Source organism: Denitrobacterium detoxificans (assembly GCF_001643775.1).
GTDB lineage: Bacteria > Actinomycetota > Coriobacteriia > Coriobacteriales > Eggerthellaceae > Denitrobacterium > Denitrobacterium detoxificans.
Genome location: NZ_CP011402.1, coordinates 822471 through 847165, shown reverse-complemented (window position 1 = coordinate 847165; position 24695 = coordinate 822471). Strand labels below are relative to the sequence as shown.

The following is a 24695-nucleotide window of genomic DNA, read 5'->3' as shown; positions in this document are numbered from 1 at the left end:
TTAGCCCTCCTTCTTGGTGTCGTCATCGTCGGTGAGGCCCGCGATCTCGCGCCAGTGCTTCAAGGTCTTACCCTCGTCGGAAGCGGCGCCCGCGTTGGGGAGCCCGGTCGTGCCGGTGCCACCGGAGTTGCCGCCCTTGGCGTGCTTGCCCGTGGCCTCGAAGAGCCAGGGCTCGGCCTCCTTGAGCTTGTCCACGTCGTTGCCGTGATCGGAGAGGAGCGCACGTGCCGCCTTAACGTTGCGCACGCCCGCGAGCTGCAGCTTGAAGTCGATCCGGTCGCTCTCGCCTTGAGCCTTGAGCTCGGCGATCTCGGCGCGCAGCTGCTCGGCGGTCTCGGCGTTCTTGGCCGCCTCTGCTACCTGGGCCTCCAGGGACGCGATCTTCTCGTCGCGCTCTGCGATCTGCTTCTCGTAGTCGGGGGCGTTGCCGCTGGTCACTTCCTGCTGGCCCTGCTGCGTTTCCTGCTGCTCTTGGCCCTGCTGCTGCGCCTGGTCCTGCGCACCCTGCGTGGCTTCCTGGCTGCCATTGGTCTCACCGTCCATGCTGTACCGCCTTTCGTAGAATTGGGCGGCCAACATGAAGGCAGCCCACCAACCTGCGATGAGGTTAGTGGGCTGTCACAAGGTAGTGATTATGTTGCTGATTCTAAAGGTTGCTCACTCTGTCTATCGTGCGATGATGACGGTAACGAACCCGGGGATTATCTTCTCCAGGTCGCGCTTGAGACCGGTTGGATTGCGCAAGACGTTACATTATCTTCTGAAACATATAGCGCACCTTGTCCAGGCGGCTGTTTGGACGGCGGGGCTGGATGACTGGCTTGCCGACAGCGGCCTGATACCCTTTCAGTTCTGTAAGGCATACGCTCTGCCCGTTGGTGTAAAAGGCCAGATCAGTACGGTATGCCTGTATACAGCGGGCGGGAATCTCGCCAGTAAAGACAACTTCATCCTTTTTTACCTGGACCGTTTCGATGGTGGCACAGTATTTCGGTGCATCATGATAAGCCCTGGAAAGATATTCCCGGGGCGCATAGAGGGTGAAGGAGAGATAAGGTTCCAGCAGTTGCGTCCCTGATTCCTTCAATGCCTGTTCCAATACAATCGGGGCCAATGAGCGGAAGTCCGCCGGCGTGCTGACCGGACTGTAATAAAGCCCGTATTCAAAGCAAATCTTACAGTCCGTTACGTTCCAGCCGAACAAGCCCTGCTCCAGCCCGTAACGGATACCATCCCTGACAGCGTTTTGAAAACTCTGGTTCAAGTATCCCAGCGAAACCCGGCTCTCGTATTGTACACCGGAGCCAAGCGGGAGTGGTGTAACAGACAGTCCGATGGATGCCCAAAACGGGTTGGGCGGCACCTCGATATGGATGGTGTGGCTGGCTGCTTTGAGCGGCCGCTCCATATAAATGACGGTGGGTTCCTTTACCACTGTTTCAAGCTTGTATTTTTCCGACAGCAAAGCGGAAACAACCTCCAACTGCACCCGGCCCAAAAAAGAAAGAATGATCTCATGGGTGATGGAATCCACCTCGCAGCGCAAAAGCGGGTCAGTATCCGCAAGTTGCGTAAGAGCGTCCAGCAGCCGTTCTCTTTGCGCTGCCGTTTTCGGCGCAATCGACGTCCGCAGCATGGGGAGGGGGTCCTCACGCCACCTTTTACGAGGGAGCCGGGTTGGGTCCCCTAATACATCGTTTAACCTCACGCTGTCGCTGGGAAGGATAACAATTTCACCCGGATAAGCGGTGTCTGTCCGAACAATTTCCCCTTTGGATGGAATACGCATCTCTGTGATTTTCAGCTTTTCTCTCCCGGCCAGGGCCACCGTATCCCGCAGGCGCAGCGTTCCGCTGTATAGCCGTAGATAGACACGCCGCTGGCCGCAATCTGTATACTCCACCTTGAAAACGCTGCCGCATAGGGCGGCGCTCCCCTGTTCCCCAATCGGTTGGAACAGCCCTGTCACCGCATCCATCAACGGTTGAATGCCAAGGCCCTTTTTGGCGCTGCCATAATAGACCGGGAACAGGGAGGCGTCTTGAACCCGCCGCTGTTCCTCCCGCACAAGTTTTTCCCGGCTGATTGGTTCTCCTGCGATATACTTTTCCAATAATTTATCGTTATTTTCGATGACCGCATCCCATGCTTCTATGTCGGTATTTTCCTCCAGGACTATTTCCGGGGACAGCGACACCGTCTGCTTGATGATAATATCGGCGGAGAGCTTATCCCGAACAGACTGAACCACGCTCTGCAAATCAACGCCAGCCTGGTCGATCTTGTTGATAAAGATAACGGTGGGAATGTTCATTTTCCGCAGGGCATGGAACAGAATACGGGTCTGGGCCTGCACGCCATCTTTAGCGGAGATCACCAAGATGGCCCCATCTAAAACAGCCAAAGAGCGGTACACCTCCGCCAAAAAATCCATGTGGCCGGGCGTATCCACAATGTTGACTTTACATCTGTGCCACTGGAAGGAAGTGACTGCCGCTTGAATGGTAATCCCACGCTGCCGCTCCAAAAGCATGGTGTCCGTCCTCGTTGTCCCTTTTTCGACGCTCCCCGGTTCTGAAATGGCTCCGCTGGCATATAGCAGGCTCTCCGTCAAGGTTGTCTTTCCAGCGTCTACATGGGCAAGAATCCCGATATTGATAATGTTCATGTCTATCCTCCATACAAGGCCCAAATGGGCGCAAAAATCCCCAGCGGCTAATACTTTTACCGCTGGGGATCATGACTTCGGACAAACAGAAGTATGACGGCTTACATGAGCCGCTGTCCGTCACGATATTTACTAAAAAGGCAAAAGTATTCTTAAATTGGGTACAAAAACTAAGCCCCTGCAAGGGGCAATCATTTTTGCGCCCATTATCAAATTTTATTTAAGAATACCTTGCCGCATATTTTTTACTCCTTTTCTGGATTAAATCATTGTATCACATCAGTTTTAGGAAAGCAAGTACCTAAAAGAAATTTTTCTTCCCCTTATATGTAACAATCATACCGGCTTCCTAGCGTTCAGAATGTTTTCTGCTGTCTGCTGTGGTGTTTGGTTGGAATTGTCCAACCAAAAGCCGATCCGTGATGTTGTCTGCATTTTACGGCTCTTCGGTGGTTTCTGTGGGAGAGATTCCGGCATAGGCCCAGCTCAGCGGGCGAAAACAACGATCTGGAACTGAAACGGCCCCGGGAGGGGCCGTTTCCGCGTCATCCGCCTATGATTGCTAAGCCAAATTCAGACAACCGAAGAGGTGTGACGCATGAAGAGTCTACTACTTCTCGCCCTCGGTCTGGCCCGCACGGTCGTCCTGGGCGCGCGCATCGAGGCCGAGCGCATCGTCGTGAGCGTCCGGCCCTACAAGCGCGAGCAGCGCCGCTGCCCCGTATGCGGCAGGGCCTGCGACTTCTACGACATGGCGAACCGCGGGGCCCCCAGGCTGTGGAGGGCGATGGACCTGGCGCGCTCGGCCTGCTACCTGGAGTACGCGCCCTGCAGGGTGCGCTGCCCGGAGCACGGCGTGCGCACCGAGGCCGTCCCCTGGGCGCGGCACGGGGCGCGCTTCACGCGTGACTTCGAGGACTGGGTGGCGTGGCTGGCGGTCCGCTGCACCGCCTCGGCGGTCTCCGAGCTCGCCCGCGTCGAGTGGCACAGCGTGGGCGGCGTGTGCAGGCGCGTCTACGCCGAGCTGGAGGCCGCGCGCGGCGCCTCGAGGTTCGACGGCGTGCGCCGCATCGGCATCGACGAGACGTCGTACAAGAAGGGCCACAAGTACGTCACGGTGGTCGTCGACCACGACCGCGGCTGCCTCATCTGGGCGCACGAGGGCACCGGCAAGGACGTGCTCAACCTGTTCCTCGACGAGCTCACGCGCGAGCAGAGGCGCGCCATAGAGGTGGTGACCGCCGACGGCGCGAGGTGGATAAGGCAGCTGGTCAAGCGCCGCTGCCCCAACGCGAGGTGGGTCATGGACCCCTTCCACGTGGTCCAGTGGATGAACGACGCGCTCGACGCCGTGCGCTGCGAGGAGTGGAACGCCGCCAGGGCCGCCGCCAGGGCCGCCAGGCCCAGGCCCGAGGGCAAGCGCGGCAGGCCTGCCAAAGGCGAGCTGCCGCCCGAGGAGGTCAGGGCGCTCGAGGAGGAGGCGGCCTCCATCAAGGGCAGCCGCTACGCGCTCGTGAAGAACCCCGAGGACCTCACCGACGGCCAGAGGGCGAGGCTCGAGGCGCTCAAGAAGAGGGCCGGCTCGCGGCTGGTCAGGGCCTGGGAGCTCAAGGAGGACCTGCGGGCCGTCTTCCGGGCAGCCGACGGCTCCGAGGCCGCCGAGCTGCTCGACGACTGGATGCACAGGGCCGCCTACTGCAAGATCGCCAAGGTCGTCGCCGTGGAGAAGAAGGTGCGCCGCCGGCGCGACGACATCATCGCCGCAGTCGAGCTCGGCATCAGCAACGGGCGCGTAGAGGCCATCAACAACAAGATCAAGGTGACGGTGAGGATGGGCTACGGCTTCCGCAACACCGACAACCTCGTGGCCCTGCTCATGCTCAGGTGCGGCGACTGCCAGCCCCAGCTCCCGGGTCGCCCGGTGAAGGCGAGGAAGAAGGGCGTGAAGGGAGCGAAGAGCGTTGCTGCCTAGGCTAGCCCCTTGTCACACAAACTACCGAAGCCTCCAAAATATCGATTCTTGACGCTCAACTCTGACCAAACCAGGCTCCTGTACTCCTTCCAGTCGATGATGGTGGCCTTTGACATCCTGAGCACGAAGAAGGCGGATCTGGCGCTAGTGAAAACAAGATGGAAGGACGAATGGGAGGCCACCGTCTGCGAATCCCTGGATGTGGCCAGAGATGAATTCTTCATCCGCAGCGGCAGGCAAGCATTCGATTTAATGGAAGAGATCTCCAACGATGTCGAAGACCGCTCCTGGATTGACCTGCTGGTTCTCGAGCTATCTAGATTTACGCCTTACTACCAGCTAGGTCTCGAAGAGAACAAGCCTTATAAGAAACTCAAGGTCAAGACCGACTACCTTGGCGACGTTTTCTGCAAGGGGCAGAACTACATTGACAGCACCGATGTGAAGGCAATTCAAAAGGCATACACGCATGCGATCGGAACGATAACCGGCAATCGAAAAAGGGTGGCTGCTGCAGCGGTAGCGACGCTTGCGGTCACCGCGGCGACTGCAGGAGGCGCATTATTCTTCGCTCCTGAAATTGCAGTGCTCATCGCAGGCGATGCGGTTGTCGGGCTCTCAGGTGCAGCATTGACTAGCGCCAGCCTGGCTTTCGTCGGAGGAGGCTCGCTTGCAGTTGGCGGCATGGGCATGGCTGGCGGAACTGCGATTCTAACAGGCGGAGGCGCGTTGCTTGGCCTCGCGGGATCAGGTGTAACCACGGCGGCGAGCGTTGCCGTGCAATCGTCCGAGTCTTTCGTGCAAAGCGAATGTTCCAAGCTTCTAGCGTTCTGCTCTGAAATCGCCGTCAAGAAATACGGACGCTACGACATCGCCTCTCTAGCGCAACAAGGAATGCAGAACTGCGCAGAGGAGCTACGCGCCGAAATCGAGAAGCTGTCGAATGCGGATAACGGACCTGACAAAAAGCTTATCTCCCAAATGAAGAAAAGCTTGAAGTGCATGGAGCGTTGCGAAAAGGCTCTCGAGAAACTGCAAGATTCAAGGAAATTGCTGGATTAGCTCGACCGGGACAAATTGTCCCAATGGGGACATTTGAAACTCATAACCGATTAGCACCAAGCCACTTGCGATTATTCCAAACGAATACTTCAGGTGGCTTATTGCGTTGAGCTGCGGTTTAACTCTCAAAGCCAAACCACTTGCGATTATTCACTTGCAACTTATGCTGGCGACAAGCCCCTTTTCAGGTCGAGCTGGATTGATTTCGGGTTCGAATCAGCCGTTTTCGCTCCACAGCCGGCAACTGGGACAAAAATGAAACTCAACACCACTGAGTTGAATTCGAGTTTCATGGAAGAGAGCAGTGCTGTCCCAGTTGAGTGCCGTGGCGTACCGCAGAGTGCCGTCGCATCCGTTTCGTGAATAATCTACGCTATCAGATAAATGAGACGGGATTCTCGATTTAGCGAGTGGGAGTAGTATTTGATACAATAACGTATCAATATGTGACCTAGTGCACCCCTTGAGAATTACCTGCTCAAGGGGTGTTTCTATATCTAATCGCGTAAGCTCATATACAAACTCGTAGCAGCGTGACCTAAGACAACTAGGTCATAATGAGGCCACTTCGCAAGTGGCTAACAGGTGGAATTACCAATATCTACCTGCGACTTTTACGGAATCGGAATAAATCACCAAGAGTAACGGTTGATACGAGTCCGTATCACTACCTGCTGTAATACGCCACCTAAGGTGATGCAGACCCGCTAGCCACCTGCAACCACAAAACTGATACGGCAACGTATCAACAATCCTAAAAGAGAATTTTGCGGTTTGGGTCACAAACGGGTCACGGCATAATACAGCCTCTGACGAGGCCGTTTGCGGTTCTATTTAGGGAATCTAGGCCTTGAAGGAGTCCTTCCAGGCAACATACTCGTCTCTCGTCAGCTCATCGTCCTTCAGGTCTCTGTTGTTCCTATACCAATGGCGAAGCGCCTTTGCCAGAGCCTCCTGGTCCTCGCTGCCCAAGTCTTCTGGAAGGGCCAGCACGATGGTTTCCCCAACCTTGGTAGGCTCGAGGCAGAACGCCTCCTCCAGCTCGAACAGCATGTGTATCGCATCGTTCGCGTCGCTTCCCCAGTCGGATTTGAGAGAGGAGGGGTTCACTTCGAGGCAGCGGGCGATCTCGGCGATCATGGGGTCCTTCGGAGTGCGCTCCCCGTACTCGTACTTGCAAAGGGAGACAGCGGATATTCCGAGCATGCGCGAGATAACGTTCGCTGAAACGCTCGGCTGCATCGACGACGCCACGTTCCAGGGAGCAACCTCGCTTTCCCGCATCGTGGCGCCTGGGGTGACCGAGATCAACCGCTATGCTTTTCAACGTTGCACCTCGCTTGTTGACGTGCAGTTTGGTGCCCTGAAGACAATCGGCCGACGTGCGTTCGCAAGCTGCACCGAACTTGAGCGGATCGAACTGCCCGGCACGTTGAAGGTGATAGGGGAAGAGGCCTTTTCGGGATGCCAAGCCCTTCGCGAGGTCGTGATACCCGAGAGCGTGGAGGAAATCGAGCCGCGGGCGTTTCGCGGATGCACCAGCCTCGATGCGGCCTCAATTCCCGAGAGCATTGTGCAGCGTTTTCCCGAGTCGTTCACGCAGGAAGTGGCAGCCAGAGCGGGCGTCGTGTTAAAGACCGAGCGTACGCGGCTTTCGGCGGCGTTTCAGGAGGCGCACGAGGCTGATCGGGCGGAGCTCATGGCAGATGGCAAGCGCCTGTGCGCCGAAGAGGACGAGCTGCGCAAACAGCTCGCTGGCCTGGGCATGTTCGCGCGTGCGGAGAAGGAGCGGATCCAGGCGCGGCTCGACGAGCTGGAAGGCCAGCTTGCGGAGGTGCGCGATTTGATTGACGCGCTCGACAACCCGACCGACGAGGAGCTGCTCGGGATGCTGTAGCGTATGGGGTGCGCGGGTCTTCGGGGCTTGCTGGGCGCGACCCTCGATTTTCAAGAAGAAGGGTGGCGACGGTTTAGGCGATGGCCCTTGAGGCGCTAGCTCTGGGATACTGCCCATAAAGCCTGCTGCGTGTCGTAGCCATGAGCCAATTCGCTTCGTATAGGCGTGCTATTTGCGGACGGCCTCGGCAGCCTCAAGTCGCGCGGTGGTATACACGGTTCCTGGAGATCTGAAAGACAGGCTATGCAGGCTGCTCCTTCTCGATCTTCGAGAGCATCGCAATAGGGAGGATGCTGGTAGCGAAGCAGGCGGCCTGCATGATGAGATCGATTTCGTAATTCTCGTTAGATAATGCGGAGATCAATATCGGCAGCAGGAACGACATCGCAAGGCTGACGGTGCCGATGATGCCGCTGGCGCTTCCTGCGAAACGACTTCCGATTCCCCTCATCATGACGGGCATAGCTTGAAGGATTGGCCCTGTCATGGCTGAAAGAAAGCCACTTGCTGCCAGAGTGAAGTGTAGGGAAGCATTGCCTTCGACATACCAAACGGAGAGCATTGCTGCGCTTGCGACAATATTAATAATCATCAGATAGGGCTTAAAGCTTTTAAGATGTGCGCACAGTGCAGGTCCCGCGATACATCCGAAAATGCTTGCAATGGTTACCGAGGCTGCCATGTTCCCTGCAGCGAATCCGCTCATTCCTTTGCCTGATTCAAGCGCTTGGGGAAGCAGTCCAGCGAAAGCTGTGCTGGATGAGAGGGTGAATCCGACAGCGAGAGCAATAAGCCAGACATTGGTGTTTTTTGCTGCCACGAGAAACGTGTTGAGCGCTGGCTTTTCGCTCGGGGGATTCACGCCGTTTGGAAGGTTCTTATCGACGATAACCCAAAGTGCCGTCACGGCTACGAGGGCGATTTCTGCGATGACGTATGCTTGGCGGACCGAGTCGTACAGTTCCCCCACTGCTTGTGAGGCGACGATTCCCAGACAGGATACTGCATAGTAGACGCCAACAGCTGTGTCTGTCTTGCTTCCAAACCAAAGGGCGATGGTCTTAACGACGTTTGTCGATAATGCCGCCATTCCGATGCCTATAAGGAAGAGCGAAGCCAATTGAAGGGGGTAACTGTAAAGGGTGATTATCCTGAGCAACCCCCCTATGCAAGCAATCGCAAAACACGTTGCGACAACTCGTTTGGAACCGAATTTATCTCCGGCGAGTCCAAAGGGGATTCCGAAAAAGACTGCCGCAAGCATGGGAACGAGAAACATGGTGGAAAAACCAACGGAGTTGATTTCCAGCATCGGCATGATATCGAGGGCCAGGGCGGATGCCTGATATTGGATGAAGTTGCCCGTAAAAGCGAGGCAGCATACCGAAAGCAGAATTGCAAAACGCCGCAATGGCATGTCGACGTCCTCTCGTTCGATTTCCTTCACTGCCCATGCTCACTGATGTGGGGATATGGCGATGGGCAGCGAAGGAAGATAAATTGTCGGAAGGCGATGCGGGAGGAGGGGGCCTTCCGATTGGTTGCAGTCTGCCGAGGCGGGTTCGGCAGGGGAAATTATTCGGATTGCTTGCTTTGCTGCAGCTTAGCTTTGATTCCGGTTTCGGGCAACAGGGCGATTGGCACTACGCTCAGGAGGAACAGGACAGACTCGACACAAAGGTTCATCGTCCAATTGTCACCAGTGATCGTCGAGACGATAACGGGAATGAAATACGAGCACAAAAGGCCGACGGTGCCGATGATGCCGCCAGCTGAACCGGCATACTTCACACCGATTTCCGGCAAATCGGGGGTCATCGCTTGGATGATAGGGCCGGAGAGGGCGGTCATGAAGCCGTTGACGACGAGTACGACCCACATGATGGCTCCCAGGGGAAGGAACCAGTTCACAATCATGACCGCTGCAGCGACGATGGTGGTGAGGATGAGGAAGGGCTTGTTCTTGCCTAGCTTCAGTACGACGGCGGGGCCGGCGAAGCAGGCGAAGAAGCTGCCAACGGTGATGATTGCCGCCATCGATCCAGCGACCGAGGTTTCGACGCCGCGTGCGAGCTCAAGCGCGGAGGGGAGGATTGAGCAGTAAGCGGTGGTAGAAGCGAGGGTCAGGCCATAGGCGAGCGCGATAAACCAAACGTTGCGCGATTTGATTGCAATCTTGAGGTACTTGATGACGGGCTCGGGCTCAGGAAGGCTTTCGCCTTTGGGGACATTGCCCATAAAGAGAATCCACAAGAGCGCGGTGACGGCAAGGGCAACCGCTGCAACTAGGTACGAGATCCCGAGAGTCGGGAACATCGTGCTGAATGCCTGGGCGACGACGATGGCGACGCACGATGCTGCATAAAAGAAGCCCATTGCGAGAGAGGTCTGCTGCTTGAACCAGGTTCCCAGTACCTTCGCGAGGTTGGCGTTGAGGCAAGCGATTCCGCAACCAATCAAGAACATGGCAACCAACTGGGCGGCGAAGTTCGCAATCATGAAGAAGCGAATGAAACCGCCGATGACAGACAAAATAAGTCCGACGGAGACCACAATCTTTACGCCGTAACGGTCGGCAAGCGAACCTGCGGGTATGCTCAGAAACACTGCGGTTAGCATGGGCATCAGCATAAGATTCGTAAGCCCCGCGACATCGATGCCAAGGGTGTCCATAACGACGACGCCCCATGCTGAAACCTGGTATTGCATGAAGTTTGCCATGAAGCAAATAAGGCATACGGTGAGCAGCACAACCCATCGATAACCCGATAGTTTCATTTCCTTATCCATGGTGTTTTCCTTTTTCTCTCGAATCACTAGTCGTTCAGCAGAACGCTATACATGGGGCGGAACACGGCGTCGTCTTTCGCGCGCATGTCATGTTTGACAATCCACCCATTCTCGTCGATGACCATATGAGCGCGATCTTCTGCGGTGTAGACAGGCCATTCCTCCACTCCCTCGACAGAAGGCTTGCCGGTTTTGGCGAAGTTATACCAGCACGTATTCATCTGCTCGGCGAGATGCGCCGGGGGGTTCGGACCGGTGAACATGAGGCCGTTCGGGGTGTTGAGATTCTTCATGACGAAGGGAACCTCGATGGCGTGGCATGCCCCCATTCCCTCGATACGCGACTTGTAGCGGAATAGGTAGTTGTACACGGGTTTGTATTCGGACTGCTCTTCGGCCATAAGGTCTGCGCCGACGAAGAAGCCCGTGACATTCATGAAGTCGGTGTAGTATTCCCCGAAATCTCTTTCGGGGTAAGCTTCGCGATACTTCTCCTCCCAATCGATTGTGTCGATTTGATCGTCGAAATGAATGGGGAATTGGCCATGCCAGAAGCTCGGCAAATCCTCGAAATAGAATTTGAAGTAAGTGAACTCGTCTTCTGTACAACCGATCATGATATCGATGTTTTTCGCGGCGCCTTCCTTCCAGACCTTCATCGGCTTGAGGGGAAGGAACGACCCATCGCAGGTTGGCGAGAAGATGAGGGATACCTCGTAGGTGTGCCTATCGCACCAAACCTGCATTCCAGCAAGGAGCTCGTCGGAAGTTTTCGCCAAAAGCTGTTGCGCGGTTTCGCATTTCATGATCTCGGCGAATTCCTTCGTGAACGCTTCGCCGCGTTCCTTGGTTTTGTAAAGCTGTATGGGGCCGGATTCAAGGATGGCGCGCTGGAAGAGCGTGTTCGCCTGGGGAAGGATAGCGAGAAGGGCTTGACTAGACGATCCTGCCGATTCGCCGAACAGCGTGATGCAGTCCGGATTTCCTCCGAAGGCGGCGATGTTCTCCTTAATCCACTCGAGAGCCTTGATTTGGTCGAGAATCGCGAGGTAGCCAGACTCCTTATACTCTTCGCCACCGGGTAGGCAGTCGAGTGCAATCGAGGCGAACACGTTAAGACGGTAGTTGATGGAGACGATCACCACGTCTTTGCTTTGGGCGAAATGCTCGCCGTTGTAAAGGGGATCGGCGGATCCGCCGGAAAAGTAGGCACCTCCGTGAATGTAAACCATGACGGGGAGGTTGGTTTTCCCAGCCCCATTGACCCAAATATTGAGGGAGAGGCAATCTTCGCCCTGCTCGTGCAGGGAGGCTGGTTCAACCTCGTCTTTGAACTGGCATGCCGAGTGACCGAACGAGTCGCAAATCCGATGCTCGTCCGAGTCCTCCAACCTGACAGGAGCTTTCCAGCGTAGCTCGCCAGTAGGTTGCTTTGCATAGGGGATTCCCAAGAAGGCTTCGACTCCGCTTTCGAGGGTGACGCTCTGCATCACTCCCGTTCTGGTTTCTGCCTGCATAATTACTTCCATTCCTTTCGAATCATGAATGCGCACAATGTTTTCTTTGGCTCGCCACAGGGAATGGTAAAGTCTTGAGGGATTCCAATGTCAAGCGATTAATAATGTGAAAACGAGTCATTTTATGAGGCCCAATTCCTTCAAATGGCATCAAATAGCTTGAATTGGCTTTGGAGTCGGTCTAAGGTTTATAGTGTTGCGGGTAGCGAATCCTTCGAGCGACGGGGTCGGCGATGAACGAGAAGTTGCCACTGAATATTAAGCAGACCGCCCAACTCTACGGCGTTAGTTCCGACACGCTAAGGTATTACGAGAGCGTTGGACTGATAACGCCCAGGAGGGAGCGGAACTCCTATCGCGTATATGGCGAAGTTGAGTTCGCTCGCCTCAATATCGTTATGTCGATGCTCGAAATGAATTTCACCTTGAGCGACATACGCGACTATCTTTCGTCGCACGGCCTCGAAAAGACCATCGAACTCTTTAACAAGGAGATGGATCGAATCGATGAAACAATAAGTAAACTTTTGTTAAGACGTCGAAAAATCGAGCAGTGCCTGAGAAGTACGACCGATGCCGTCCTTGCGAGTAGCGACAGCGAGCCGAGGCTGAGACATAGGGGCGCTCGCCATTACATCGTTATCAGCGAGGATTCGGACATAGACGCCGATCCACTGCCGTACTACGCAATCAAGAAAGCTCACGAACTGGGAATAAATATAGACTCGCTTCATAGCATCCCGTGTTTCGTCATGGACTATACTCGCCTACGGTATGACGATTGCTTTGTTCCCGAAAAAGCACTGTTGGCTATTGAGAAGGCTGAGTATCATGATGCCCTTGTTCTTCCCGAGGGCACGTATCTTTGTCGCACGGTGAGAGGCCCGGCTCAACTGACACCAGCTGCTTTTGAAGAAATGAGTGCTTTCATGCAAAGTCACTCGCTTGCCCCTCGCGGCAAATTATTGGAGTTTTGGCACGTGAGCGAATACGTTTCAGATGATGATTCGGAATACCTGCATACGCTTGAAATAATGGTTGAACAGCAACAATAGCGTCGATGAGCGTTGCCTGCCTTTGGTTTTGCGGGTTTTGCGCCGCTTGCGGGGTTTTCGACAACGGCGCGACTGAGCAGGTGTTCGGTCACATCAAAGACGAGCTCTTCCGGGGAAGGACGTGGCCCGACTTCGAGTCCTTCAAGGCGGACCTCGACGCCTATATCATCCATTGGAACACGAGGAGGCGCCGGGTTAAACTGAAGGGACTGACCCTGGAGGAGTTCCGGAGCCAGTCCCTGGTGGCGTAGTCTTTATTTGAGCCGTCCAAGTATTGGGGTGCAGCTCACTGGACGTTCTGCCCCCTCTTTTTTGGGAATCGCTTTCGTTATTTCTTCCTGTTGGAGATGCGAATGGCCGCGCCGCTTGCGACCGCACTCGCCGCGCCTGCAGGTGCCGCAGTGGCTGTCGCGGGGGCAGTCGCTGTCACGGGAGTCGCAGGCTCAGCGACCGCGACCGCCTCGCGCTTCTCCACCTCGCGCTCGCGATACCCGAGCCGCTTACCGAAAGCGGAATCGTTTCGACCTGCACGTTCGATGGAGACACGTATTGCTATGACTGCCTTTGCAACTACCGCAACCAAACCAAACAACATAAGCTTTCTCTAGGATGAGCGAAGGAAAATCTAAGGTCTCTGTTCTAACTTGCTAAGGGAGGGCTTTGCGGAGTTTCCTCTATCCTACCCTCCCTTGAAATATAATGTCCATGCGATCATTAGCTACTTCTCGCAGTTTGCCGTGACCCACCGTGACCCACGAAAACGACTCGAATGACCCGAAAAGCCGTGACCCAGATTTGACCCCATGGATTCGCGGCAATTTTTGAGACTGGATGCAAATGGGACGTACTGGAACAAACTGCGGCAAACTGGAACAAACTGGAGATAGTTTTTAACTATTGAGTGGGAATGACCGAACCCAGATTTTAGAAAGCCACCCGCAGTCATTCACGGCGGCGCATGACGGAGCAAACCGTTGCAGGAAGCGCCAAGCCGCTGGAAACTTTCGGGAATGACAGCTTGGAAAGACCCTCGGAAACAGCCGTTTTCGGGGGTCTTCTTTCGAGCTTTGAACTGCGATTTTGATTCGAATCATTCTCCGACGGTGACACGGTTCGGCACGGTATGACCAAAGGTGGCAGACCATGCAGAAGTTGACGGCCTCGCAAAGCCACCTGCAACAATTCCCAAAGCCGAAAACCGCCGATTTCGGGGTGATTCGAATGAATCCCGAATCACGGCCGTTTTCGCGGGTTGAAATCGCCAAGGCCCAGTTCAGGATAGGGGGATAACAAATCGGCACCGACCCCGTTTTCGCGGTGGTTTTTACTCGTTTTGGGCACGAAAAAGCGGCCCGGAGGCCGCCCTTCCCCCCGCGCGAGTGCATGCACTGCGTGTCCTATAGCATGACAACGGCAGGTGCGGGGCTCTTCTGGAGGAACGCCTCGACGGGGGTGCTTGCTGAACCGCCATTCACCTTTGCTTCCGCCTCCGGGCAGAGCGCGGCGAATAGCCGAACGAGGTCGGCTTCCACCCGGAGCGGGGAAAGCTCCGGCCTCGACGGGTCGAAGAGGCGCTCGTTGTGCGCGATGCGGTTGCGGAGCTTCAGTATGGCGTCGAGCGAGCGCTCGAGCTCCGCACGGTTCGTGCCCCTGGGCCAAGCCCTTTACAGACCGGTGCGCCGGATCACCGCCTCGCGGCTGCGGTCGGAGAGGTGCACCCAGAACCCCAGCGTGAGCGAGGCGACGAGGGACCCCGAAGTGAATCCCGGGCGGAGGCGCGCGACGGCGTCGTCGATGATCTTCCTGTTGATGCGGTTGACGTCGAGCTGACCGCGAGCGGCGCTCCTCATGACTGGTCGCCTTGCGGGAGATTCTTCGTCGAGGAGCCAATGCTTTGCCCCGCCCCAGCTTTCGGCCATGACCCGGTCGTAGGAGTTCAGGATTGCGACCTCGAAGTGCGAGACGTCCCTCATGAGGACCTCGCCGAGTGAGATGTTCCACTCGTAGAGCTCTATCGCACGGCCGATGTCCCCGTCGCAGCGACGCAGATAGGGTTCAAGCCTCTCTTCCGAGAGCCACCGCTTCGCCCATTGGACGCTGTCGCCGTGTCCGCCCAATATAGGCCCCCGCAAACTCCCCAAGATACAAATTGAGGCCCGGTGACTTGAATCAGAGGTCGGCACGGGCCCATCAATTGATATTGTAGCGCCGAGCCCCCAGACGTACAAGCGCGGTCCTCTGGCGACGCTACAGGATCCCCTCTTCGGAGAAGGCGTCGACCGCCCTCTCGGCCCAGGCGCGGTCGACGACGAGGGGCTGGTCGCCCGCCATCGACGACCTTGCGAGCGCGTCGGCGTAGAGGCCGTACGCGCCGCGCGGGAGCGCTGCTGTGAGACTGTTGCCATCCGCCACAACGCTGAACAGCAGGTCGCCGTCCTCCGTTCCGACGAGGTCGACCTCGCACTCCCCGCCGGGCGCCACGCCGCCCTGCTGCCTGGCCGTGCCCGCGACCGCCGTCTTCAGGATCTCAACAACACGGTCGTCGAGGCCGTTGGCGAGCGCGACGGCAACGCCCTTCAGATCTTGCCGGTCGAAGACGATCCTCTTCTCGCTGTGCCCGATGGCGCTGTCCTCGCCGTCGAGCTCCGTGAACATCCCCGCGGCCCTCTGCGCCATCTCCTCGTTCACCACCAGGTAGACGCACGCGCCGTGCTCAGGGTCGAGGTAGAGGCAGGGCGACCTCAGGCTCGCGGAGTACCCGCACTCGGGACAGGTGAACTCGAAGAGCGTCCCGGCGAGCAGCCGCTCGGCGAGCTCGGGGTGACGGCGATCTGGCCCGACGGCATGGCGAAGACCTTGACCGCGTGCCCAATGCAGCGCCTCGGCACCGACTACTCGCGGCCGCACGCGCGCACGAGCATGGTGGGCGGCACCGTCTGCACGCTCACGTCCCCGACCATCTCCTCGAGGTGCCGGAGGTTGCCGATCGGCAGCAGCGCGTCCTTCTCGTCGCGCATGAACAGGACGGCGGGTGGCACGCCCGTGGTCTCGTCGGGCTCGGCGTTGCAGCGCGCCTCTATGCGCGATGGCCGCGACCAGGTCGGCCTCGTCCTCGAAGTCGCCCTCGTAGACCGCCAGGCGCGTGAGGAACCGGTTGGCTGACTCGTCCTTGCCCTTGGTCTGCGGCGTGCGGACCTTCGCGAGCTCGATCTCGAACCCCGCCTCCTTCGCGAAGCGCCACGCTCGCTCGGAGCGCCTTCTGCGGCCGTTCGAGATGGTGACCAGGGACGACATGTTGTCGGTGAGCGCCTTCCTGGCGAAGCCGCCGTTCGCGACGGCCACGGATAGCAGGCAGCGCAGCGTGTCGTCCGTGGTCTTCAGGCGCGAGTAGCGGAAGCGGTGGAGCCTGGAGGCGCCGAGCGTGGCGGAGAAGACGTTGAAGTCGCAGCGCCGGCCGTGGCGGTCGTGCATCGTTATATCCTCCTTCCAGTCGAACTGGAGCTGCTTTCCCGCCGGCGTCTCGTACCTCGGGTGCGGCTCCGAACCCTCGTCGGGGATGCCGCACACGATGTCGTGCTTGTGCATGTAGTGGACGAGCGTCGTGTAGCCGGGGAGCTCCAGGTTCGGACGGCGGTGCAGGAGGTATTCGTGGATGGGTCTGACCTTTGAGCCGGGCAGCTTCGCCTTCTCCTCGATGATGTCCCTGACCTGGTCGAACCCGCTGGCGCGTTCCCGCCTGGCGTCCTCCAGCTGCCCGCCGGAGTTCCAGTACTTCGCTACGGTGTGCCTGTCCAGGCCGTATCTCTTTCCGATCTCCGTGAAGCTGGGCTTCGTGCCCAGCTGCCTGTACATGTCGAGCTCTCCCATGATGTTCCGTTCCAATCTGCCGCACCCCCTTCGCCCGATGCATACGGGATGGAGCGTAGCGCCAGTGTCGTTCACATAGTCCCGATTGGTAAAAGTTCATCATCCGTAGCGGCATATCCTCGTCATATCGAACGGCGATCGTCGTTGTCTCAATCGGCGATTCTTACGTTATCGGTATCACCTGGACGCCACCCAGGAGGAAGGCGAGGTCATCTTCAAGAACTACCGCGTCGGCTTCGTGGAGGATTTGACGGGACAGGAAGGAGCCTCTAGACCGAGAAACAGGTATAGCTCTTGTCTGCTATGGATGCCTAATTTTTTATAAATGTTGTGCGTGTGGGTCTTCACCGTAGCGAGGCTCACCACCAGATCGTCGCTAATTTGCGAAGACGTCTTTCTTTGGGCGAGCAGGAGGAGTACGTCTCCTTCGCGTTTGGTCAGAGAGAACTGCATGGCGACCGATGTACAGGTTTCGGTGAGCATGGCATAATAGCGCGCCGGATCGATGCACTGAGCCTTTGCCGGATTGGAGTCCCGCTCGAGACTTCGGTCCTTGAGAGGGGAAAGATAAACGAACGAGATGGCTCCTAATCCAGCAAGTAGGACGAGGGGCAACGTATGCACGCCAGACCCTAACGTGCCAGAGAAAGCATCCCCTAAAAAAGCGGCAATCTGCTCCGCAAGATAAGCAAGCGAGAAAACAAGGACAGGGTCGCACCCTCTTCGCTGGCAGAGATTGCACAGTACCGCGAAGAAAAACGTTGAGAAGGTCATATAGGAGGCATCGAGGAGGATTGAGGCGATTTCGTAAGAGTATCCGACTCCGATTGCGAAAACTATAATCGCCAACTCCAGAATGGCAAGCGATGCATCATAGAGTTGCTTGATACGGACGATTCTTCCGTTTACCACGAGGGCAATTGAGGTAGCCGCAATGGCGATGAAGAGCCCGAAATAAGAAACATTGACTACGGGCACAGGTGCAAAGCCTTGTAGCGTTTGGATTGTGAAAATGATAAGCGAATAAATTAGCAGCAACCGCGCGAAAGGGGAAAAACAGCGCGGCTCGATTTTGCCTACCTCTTCTTCCGAGGCCGGACTATCCGTAGGATTTTCGAGCAAGAGTGCAATCGAGGATTTCCGAGTAAGGCAGAAGACGATCACGAGAGGCGCGATACAAGATATGGCAAGTGGAGGCAACAAGGTAGAGAGCGCCCGCAATATGCCTATAAAAAGCTGCCAGGCAATGAGCGTTAAGAGACAGTCAATGAGCGGTAATCCTGCAAGCGCCTTAAGACATGAAATGAGCAGAGAAGCTTGGCAGAGCGTCGTTATGCAAAGGCAAGCGAACGGCAGAAATCCCCAGGGCGCTTCCGTCTGAAGCGAGAACGCCCAAGCGCCAAGAAAGCCGAGAGAGCACAGTGCGCAGGCGGAAACGGTGAACGATGTACTGCTGAGGAGAGTTCTGGCTGGGCGGTGAAACGCTGCCAAAAGACCGAATGTAAGTGACGTCACAAGAAGGTGGGGGTATCGAGAAAAGGATATGAGAGAGGCGAACCCCGCCGGAATTGCGGCAGAAGGGTCGAGCATCCAGGCGCAAGCGAAGGCCAAGGCGAGAGCGAAAGGCACGTTGCGTATCTGGTTTACCGTCACCGCCTTTGCCACGTTCGACCTCCCGAGTGTTTTACAAATGATGGAGCTGCCCTACGGTCTATTTTAAACTGATTTGGCGTGGAAAACGCGAGGTAGCCATGCTTTGAGAAAACAGAGCGCAGGGCTAAAAAATAGCTTGAAGTGCGCAATGCGTGTCATTAACCGTTTCTTCAACCGTTTTTTCAACCCTTCTTTTCTCGTAATCAACCCTAATCTGCATCTTCGAAACCTACCACCTGTGCTTTATAGACAAGTGTGATTGCTAGTAAGTGCCGCCAAGGTTTTTGTCGACAGGCAAAACGGGACAGAGACCTGCAAACCCGAAATCGCGTAAACAATAAACCAGCCAGAAAAAGGGAGGACCAAAAAATGGGCAAGAACGTATCGCGCAGGGATTTTATTGTTGGAAGCGGAGTATTTGGTACGAGCGCGGCCATAGCCGGCCTCGTAGGGTGCGCCCCTAGGTCGAGGGCTGACGCATCTGACGCCAGTGAGAAAAAGGGCAAGGATCGCTCGCCGTCTTCGCAACTTATCGAAGTGGACGAAAAGGATGTGGCTCGCACAGAGGACTGCGATGTTGTGGTGTGCGGTTCAGGATCTGCCGGAACCTTTGCCGCGATCAGAGCGGCTGAACTTGGTGCCCGTGTAATTTGGCTCGAGAAGACAAACCTCAAGGGAGGGACTTCGACCGTGACGGAAGGCACACTTGCATACAACACCCAAGAGCAGCTTGACGCACAGGGGCCAGTTGACCTACAGGCTGAGTTCGAATCCTACATGCAATGGCACAATTGGGGCGCTTACGCGCCAGGAATTTGGTGTTACTTGGATAACTCTGGGCAAGCTCTCGATTGGGCCATAAGCCATGGGGCTTCGATGTCGACTGGAGGTCAGGGCTCCCTCCTGAGCTGCTTTGATAAGGAAGGAAACTGGGTAAACAACGGCGAGGGTATGCTCAAGCCGCTTTGGGCCTATGGGGAAACCCTCGATAATTTGGATTTTCGCCTAGAGTCTCCCGCCGTGAATATCATCCTCAACGACGAAGGTGTTGGAGGCGTCTACGCGAAATGCGGGGATGACCTCGTGCGCATTAATGCCAAGGCGACGGTGCTTGCTACAGGCGGATTCGGGAAAAACCCAGAAATGTGCGCAGAGCGCCTTCGTGTCCCTAGTGAGCGTGTTGTATTTCTGGGGTTTGATGGCCAAGACGGCGATGGCATCAATATGGCGCTAGCAGCAGGGGCGCTTCCTCAGGCACCGTCTGCGGTAATGTACGGACTCTCAAAGGCGTGCGGAGAGAGCTGGAGTAGCATGCTGTCAATTTTTACTCAGTGGCCGCCGGCTTATCGGTATCCACTTGAAATAGGCAAAACGCTCCCTATGGTCAATCAGAGTGGCAAGCGTTTTTACAACGAGACGCTTGCAGAAGACGCCGACACCTCCCGTCTCAACACGGCAATAGCTTCTCAGGCGAAGGCCTTTACGTTGTTCGACGAGGCACATGTTGAAGCCTACGAGGGCGAAGATAAGCTCAATGAGTTCGTGGCCTTCATGGGCGTTGGCAGCGGAGAGCTCCGATCCTTGGTTGAAGGCAGCGACTTTGTCTGGAAGGCCGATAGTTTCGAGGAGCTTGCCGAGCTTATGGGGGTTGATTCGGAGACCCTGGCTGCAACGATGGAAGACTACAACAATAGAGCGAAGGGAGACGGCTCTCGTGACCCCTTTGGAGCCGACCCCGCGCTCATGACGCCTCTCGAAAAGAAACCATTTTATGCGGTTCAAGTCGAGGCTTGCGCCTATAGCACCTGCGGAGGCGTGCGGGGAGATTACGAGGCGCGGGCGGTTGGTCACAACGACCTCCCCATCAAGGGCTTGTTCGTATGCGGCATCGACAACGGCTCTATGCAGTTCAACGACTATCCCTATGGGCTGCATGGAGGATCGGGGCAGGGCGCTGCTTGCACGACGGGATACGTTGCCGCGACTGCAGCTTGCAAGGATTTGGGTCTTGCCTAACAATCATTTGTGGGAAACACCTCGATCCCCCTGCTGTAGCAACAAGGGGATCGAGGGTCGTTTTGGGGCGCACGAAGCAGTGACCTGTGTCAAGATTTCGTACACGGAAGACTCTGGAATCAAGCAGCGGCCGGCAGCTCGTTTTCAACCCGCGCGGTCCTTTCGAAGAAGGCGTCCATGGCCTCAGCGGGTATGCGGTAGCCGATCGACGAGTGCGGGCGCCTGCGGTTGTAGTACTTCTCGATGAACTCAACGACGGCGAACCTGGCCTCGTCGCGGGTCGGGAAGCTCCTGCGGTAGTACATCTCGTTCTTCAGGGTCGAGAAGAACGATTCGGCGACCGCGTTGTCATGGCAGTTGCCCGTCCTGCTGCACGAGAGCCTCACGTCGTTGGCGCGGGCCCATTCGGCGAGCAGCCTCGAGGTGTACTGGGCGCCCTTGTCGGAGTGGAAGATGGCGTTGCCGGCCACGTAGCCGCGCTTCTCGGCCATCTCCAGCGCCGCCACCACGATGTCGGCCGTCATGCGCCTCGAGATGGCCCAACCCACCACCATGCGCGTGTTGAAGTCGATCACGGTGGCGAGGTAGAGCCAGCCCTGGCCGGTGCGCAGGTAGGTGATGTCGCCGCAGAGCTTGTAGGTGGGGACCGGGCTTGTGAAGTCGCGCCTCACCAGGTCGGGCTTGGGCTTCGCGCCCTTGTCCGGTACCGTCGTCCGCTTGCTCTTCCACGGCGTGCAGCCCCTTATGCCCATCTCGCGCATCAGCTTGCGCACGCGGTAGAGGGCCAACCGCGAGAACTCGGGCGGCAGCATGGCCTTCACGAAACGCGCCCCGAACCGGCGGTCGGACCCCTCCCACACCCGGCGCACGGCCCTTCTCTCCTCGGCCCAGTCGTCGACCGGCGCGCCCTTGGCCAGCCAGCTGTAGAAGCCCGACCTGGACACGCCCAGCCTTGGCGCCATGAACTTGATCGTGTAGTTGGCCCTCTCCTCCAGCATGAAGCGGTAGCGCTCGGCTACGCTTGGTTCCTGGCGAAGAAGGCCGCGGCTTTTTTCAGGAACTCGTTCTCCATCTCGAGCTCGCGGATCCGCCTGTTGGCCTCCACCAGCTCCGGACTTACGTTCTCCGGCTCCCCGCCGCCCTCGAGCTGCTTCCTGCGCGCCGACACCCAGTGCTGGGCTGTCTTCGCGTTCAGGCCGAGCTCGCGGGCCACCTGGTTGATGGGCTTGCCGGTCGAGATGATGTAGTCGGCGGTTTCCCGCCCATACTCGTCGGTGTACTTGTTGGCCATTCGTGGCTCCTTTCGTCCCTTCGGGCAGGTTAACCGATGGAGGTCCTTTTGCCTCTCATCACGTGTCCGAAAAAACGATATAGGTCAGAGTATACAGCGCCTGGAGCTCGGCTGGGTGTGCATGGTGGGCAGCATGGTGCGCGACTACACGTTCCAAAAGCGCGAGGACGGTGGGTACGACGTGAGGGTGGAGCTTATAGGCGAGCCTTCTCCCGTCGCCGGTGCCATGGACAGGGGCGAGGCAGAGTCCTTCGACGCGGCAATCCAACAGATCGGGGTGCTCGGCTGGCGCAGGTCGCAGTACCAGGTCGACCGCGGCTACCTCATCACCGACCAAGAGAAGTGGCACCTCGCAATCGAGCGTAAGGGCTATAAGAGGCGCTTCCTCCTCGACGGGGACGGCCAGTACCCCTCGGGCTTCGAGGACCTCCGAAACCTCGTCGAGGGCGTCGGTGCAAAGCTGGGCGTACCGCGGGCGTTCGACGACGATTCCGAATAGATGTTGTGAGCTGCTCGTAGCATAAAGACATTTGCTAATTCGGAGCGCGTCAGCTTCTCTGAATCACTCGGGTTTCCAGCACGCATAGACCATCCCGGACGTGTAAAAACCCGGGGATGACTGCCGCTATTGGCGCGAATTGACTCACGGTGGCGTGATTCGACAATCGGGACGTCGAGCAAAGCCGCCTGCAACTATTCCCTCAGGGAAAACGGGGGATGACTGTGCGTTTTTCGTTGCTATTCCAACGAAAAGTGATTCAGGCGTCGACTATTCCCCGCGCCCCGAATCAAGGCGTGATTCGCAGATGATTCGCCACTTGTTGCAACTGGGTGGACTGTGGAGCACCATATGAAACCAGGTGGACGCATGGCGGTGCAGGTTGTCATTGAGTGGGAATGATTCGAGCCTCAAATCAGTCTTTCACACTCTAACCCAGAAAGCAATAAACCCACAGGTCAGAAGTGGTGTGTTCGAGAAATCGGCACACCTCTTCACTTCACTAGAAAACGCTCCTTTCGGGATTATTCGTACCTGAATTCGTACCACCTCAGCGCCACCATTCAGGGTGCTGGGCATAGGAAGGAGATTCAAGCCATGATTAGCAAAGCTAAGATGACCGAACTCAGCCAGACCGAGAACATGGCGTACTTCCGCGCGGATCTTTGCGTGTACTCGCCAGAGAGTTACACGCTTGAGGAAAAGAGGGACATCTGCAACGACATGATCTCCACCAGCAAGGCTGTCCTCGATGCCATGCGCGAGGACTTCGATCAGTTCTGCCCTGGATGCCCGAGCCAAGCTCCTTGACATGCTCTGCGCCTCTGGCGTCGAGAGCCCCGAGTGGTGGTGGGATGCTTCGAGCGCTAAGCGAACGTGTCCTCTGGCACTTTTAAAGCGAGAAGGCGCGGGCGTTCTAGCCCGCTCTCGCATTGGCAAAGCTCAAATTCGTGGGCGACGGAGACCCGCTCTACCGAGAGCTCACACCTCCGGCCTAGCCAGAACCCATAGATGCCCGGAGGGCCGCTTGTAGCACCAGACAGGCGGCCCTCCCTCTATTTGCCCTCGGAATCCATAAGCTTGAACGTCTCCTTCCAGCCCTAGGGCTAGCGTCCAGGATCGTCCTGCACGAGCGGGCGCCCGACCTCGCGGACACTCGGGATGAGCCACGTGACTGCGGCGAGCACCACCATCAGCAGCCCGGATCCCGCGAACCAGAGCGGCACCCCCACGGAATCCGCCAGGAGCGTGGAAGCGACGAGGCCGACGGGCATCGCCCACGACATGATTGCCCCATACAGGCCAAACACCCGCCCCAGGTACTCGGGCGGCACCTTCTCCTGCATGAGCGCGGTCTGCGGGCCGCTATAGAACGGCGAGCTCAAACCCATGAGGAAGCTCATCACAATGAACACGGCGAAGCCGCCGGGGGCGAGCAGGCCCGATACGAGCGTCGCAAGCCCAAAGAGCGCTGTGGCGGCCACGATGCTGATCGATCGGTTCTTGAAACCGCCTGTCGCCGCGAGAAGGGCCGAGCCCGCGACCATGCCGACGGAGAAAGCGATCTCTACCATCGCCGCATCGGTAGTGGTACCGCCGAAATGGCCGAGCGTCATTAGGGGAAACAGAGCCGCTATGGGCGAGAACACCAGCGAGAACGCAAATCCGCACCACAGCAGCGCGTAGAGCCCGCTGAAGCCGCGGAGCACGCGCAGGCCGTCCAGCGATTCGCGGAAAAGCGCCCGCAGCCCCCCGATAAACCCCTCCGAGGCACCCAACGCGCCTTCTTCCCGCAAGTCGCCGACGTCTATGCGCGCGACGAGGACGGCCGCCGAGGCAACGAGCGCCCCGAGGACGTCGAGGGCGATCATGGGGGTCAGCCCCCAGAGCGGATAGATCGCGGCAGCCACGGCGGTGCCGAGGATGTATCCGCCGGATTGGACCCCCTGTGTCACCCCTGAGAGGCGAACGAGGTGCTCGGGAGGGGCAACATGCGGCGTGAGGGCAAGAGAGGCTGGAGTATAGAACGCCGACCCGACCGCACGGAAAAATAGGGCGCAAATGACCACCCAGACAGGCAGGGGCGTCACGGCCGAAACGAGCGCGACGACCGCGCTCACCGCCGCGATGAACAGGTCGGCCCCTATGAGGACGCGTTTGAGCGGATGCCTGTCGACGACGGTGCCGGCAAAGGTCCCGAACAGGGCGAGCGGCAGAAATCCCGCGAGCGATGCGAGCGAAAGCATGGCCGCTGAATTGGTGGAAAGGGCGATGTGCCAAATAAACCCCATCTGCAGGATCGAACTGGTGAGCACCGAGACGAGCTCCCCGCCCCACACGCAGGCGAGCTTGAACTGCCACGAGGATCGAAGCGAACCGGATTGCGAGGCGCCTGTAGCTGCCACCTT

At 57.4% G+C, this 24695-nt stretch carries 21 protein-coding genes; 9 read left to right on the top strand and 12 right to left on the bottom strand.

What is annotated here, in order from left to right; translation table 11 throughout:
• Both AAY81_RS03435 and tet(W) read right to left on the bottom strand, forming a co-directional pair.
• Entirely contained in the window at nucleotides 1-543 is a 543-nt protein-coding gene (locus AAY81_RS03435) for a hypothetical protein (protein ID WP_066661409.1), read from the bottom strand.
• Nucleotides 544-748: 205 nt separating this feature from the next.
• Nucleotides 749-2668, bottom strand: coding sequence for a tetracycline resistance ribosomal protection protein Tet(W) (tet(W), locus tag AAY81_RS03430; RefSeq protein ID WP_066661399.1), 1920 nt, complete (start codon nucleotides 2666-2668; stop codon nucleotides 749-751).
• A 598-nt stretch (nucleotides 2669-3266) separates the two neighbouring features.
• On the opposite strand from tet(W), the gene AAY81_RS03425 reads away from it, so the two are divergent.
• Both AAY81_RS03425 and AAY81_RS03420 read left to right on the top strand, forming a co-directional pair.
• Nucleotides 3267-4640, top strand: a complete 1374-nt coding sequence (locus AAY81_RS03425; protein WP_066660379.1) for an ISL3 family transposase — start codon at nucleotides 3267-3269, stop codon at nucleotides 4638-4640.
• Between the two features lie 48 nt (nucleotides 4641-4688).
• A complete protein-coding gene (locus AAY81_RS03420) occupies nucleotides 4689-5702 on the top strand; it encodes an MFS transporter (RefSeq protein ID WP_143117322.1) in 1014 nt (337 codons plus the stop codon).
• An 843-nt stretch (nucleotides 5703-6545) separates the two neighbouring features.
• Here the strand turns inward: AAY81_RS03420 and AAY81_RS10525 are convergent.
• Nucleotides 6546-6908: a helix-turn-helix domain-containing protein gene (locus tag AAY81_RS10525; RefSeq protein WP_066661396.1), complete on the bottom strand. Its 363-nt coding sequence runs from the start codon at nucleotides 6906-6908 to the stop codon at nucleotides 6546-6548.
• On the opposite strand from AAY81_RS10525, the gene AAY81_RS03410 reads away from it, so the two are divergent.
• Entirely contained in the window at nucleotides 6907-7599 is a 693-nt protein-coding gene (locus AAY81_RS03410; protein ID WP_066661393.1) for a leucine-rich repeat domain-containing protein, read from the top strand. The genes AAY81_RS10525 and AAY81_RS03410 overlap by 2 nt on opposite strands.
• 241 nt (nucleotides 7600-7840) lie before the next feature.
• Here the strand turns inward: AAY81_RS03410 and AAY81_RS03405 are convergent, their stop codons facing one another.
• The 3 genes from AAY81_RS03405 to AAY81_RS03395 all read right to left on the bottom strand — a co-directional run bounded on the left by AAY81_RS03405 (nucleotide 7841) and on the right by AAY81_RS03395 (nucleotide 11918).
• A complete protein-coding gene (locus tag AAY81_RS03405) occupies nucleotides 7841-9046 on the bottom strand; it encodes an MFS transporter (protein WP_143117323.1) in 1206 nt (401 codons plus the stop codon).
• 128 nt (nucleotides 9047-9174) lie between these two features.
• The gene (locus AAY81_RS03400; protein ID WP_074777144.1) at nucleotides 9175-10389 is read right to left on the bottom strand and encodes an MFS transporter; all 1215 of its coding nucleotides are present in this window, start codon (nucleotides 10387-10389) and stop codon (nucleotides 9175-9177) included.
• 26 nt (nucleotides 10390-10415) lie between these two features.
• On the bottom strand, nucleotides 10416-11918 hold the full coding sequence (locus AAY81_RS03395; protein ID WP_066661390.1) for a carboxylesterase/lipase family protein: 1503 nt from the start codon (nucleotides 11916-11918) through the stop codon (nucleotides 10416-10418).
• Nucleotides 11919-12139: 221 nt separating this feature from the next.
• Here AAY81_RS03395 and AAY81_RS03390 point away from each other — a divergent pair, with 221 nt between their 5' ends.
• The 3 genes from AAY81_RS03390 to AAY81_RS10375 all read left to right on the top strand — a co-directional run bounded on the left by AAY81_RS03390 (nucleotide 12140) and on the right by AAY81_RS10375 (nucleotide 14251).
• Entirely contained in the window at nucleotides 12140-12961 is an 822-nt protein-coding gene (locus AAY81_RS03390) for a MerR family transcriptional regulator (RefSeq protein ID WP_066661388.1), read from the top strand.
• Between the two features lie 5 nt (nucleotides 12962-12966).
• The gene (locus tag AAY81_RS03385) at nucleotides 12967-13212 is read left to right on the top strand and encodes an IS3 family transposase (protein WP_066661386.1); all 246 of its coding nucleotides are present in this window, start codon (nucleotides 12967-12969) and stop codon (nucleotides 13210-13212) included.
• 892 nt (nucleotides 13213-14104) lie between these two features.
• A complete protein-coding gene (locus AAY81_RS10375) occupies nucleotides 14105-14251 on the top strand; it encodes a hypothetical protein (protein ID WP_156501485.1) in 147 nt (48 codons plus the stop codon).
• A 374-nt stretch (nucleotides 14252-14625) separates the two neighbouring features.
• Here AAY81_RS10375 and AAY81_RS03375 read toward each other — a convergent pair whose 3' ends face one another.
• From AAY81_RS03375 to AAY81_RS03365, 3 genes are all read right to left on the bottom strand, one after another.
• The gene (locus tag AAY81_RS03375) at nucleotides 14626-15078 is read right to left on the bottom strand and encodes a hypothetical protein (RefSeq protein WP_066661380.1); all 453 of its coding nucleotides are present in this window, start codon (nucleotides 15076-15078) and stop codon (nucleotides 14626-14628) included.
• Between the two features lie 130 nt (nucleotides 15079-15208).
• A complete protein-coding gene (locus AAY81_RS03370; RefSeq protein ID WP_156501484.1) occupies nucleotides 15209-16843 on the bottom strand; it encodes a CpXC domain-containing protein in 1635 nt (544 codons plus the stop codon).
• Nucleotides 16844-17050: 207 nt separating this feature from the next.
• Nucleotides 17051-18493: a helix-turn-helix transcriptional regulator gene (locus tag AAY81_RS03365; RefSeq protein ID WP_066661375.1), complete on the bottom strand. Its 1443-nt coding sequence runs from the start codon at nucleotides 18491-18493 to the stop codon at nucleotides 17051-17053.
• A 525-nt stretch (nucleotides 18494-19018) separates the two neighbouring features.
• Between AAY81_RS03365 and AAY81_RS03360 the strand changes: the two genes are divergently transcribed.
• Nucleotides 19019-20497 (top strand): FAD-dependent oxidoreductase, encoded by a 1479-nt coding sequence (locus AAY81_RS03360; protein ID WP_169815788.1) that lies wholly within the window; start codon nucleotides 19019-19021, stop codon nucleotides 20495-20497.
• A 119-nt stretch (nucleotides 20498-20616) separates the two neighbouring features.
• Here AAY81_RS03360 and AAY81_RS03355 read toward each other — a convergent pair whose 3' ends face one another.
• A complete protein-coding gene (locus AAY81_RS03355) occupies nucleotides 20617-21495 on the bottom strand; it encodes an IS3 family transposase (RefSeq protein WP_082867844.1) in 879 nt (292 codons plus the stop codon).
• A 17-nt stretch (nucleotides 21496-21512) separates the two neighbouring features.
• A complete protein-coding gene (locus AAY81_RS03350) occupies nucleotides 21513-21788 on the bottom strand; it encodes a transposase (protein WP_066661370.1) in 276 nt (91 codons plus the stop codon).
• Nucleotides 21789-21921: 133 nt separating this feature from the next.
• On the opposite strand from AAY81_RS03350, the gene AAY81_RS03345 reads away from it, so the two are divergent.
• Both AAY81_RS03345 and AAY81_RS03340 read left to right on the top strand, forming a co-directional pair.
• A complete protein-coding gene (locus AAY81_RS03345; RefSeq protein ID WP_074777145.1) occupies nucleotides 21922-22287 on the top strand; it encodes a hypothetical protein in 366 nt (121 codons plus the stop codon).
• 597 nt (nucleotides 22288-22884) lie between these two features.
• Complete coding sequence (locus AAY81_RS03340; RefSeq protein ID WP_066661366.1) at nucleotides 22885-23097, top strand: hypothetical protein; 213 nt, start codon at nucleotides 22885-22887, stop codon at nucleotides 23095-23097.
• A 296-nt stretch (nucleotides 23098-23393) separates the two neighbouring features.
• Here the strand turns inward: AAY81_RS03340 and AAY81_RS03335 are convergent, their stop codons facing one another.
• Nucleotides 23394-24692: an MFS transporter gene (locus AAY81_RS03335; RefSeq protein WP_066661364.1), complete on the bottom strand. Its 1299-nt coding sequence runs from the start codon at nucleotides 24690-24692 to the stop codon at nucleotides 23394-23396.
• Between the last annotated feature and the right edge of the window lie 3 nt (nucleotides 24693-24695).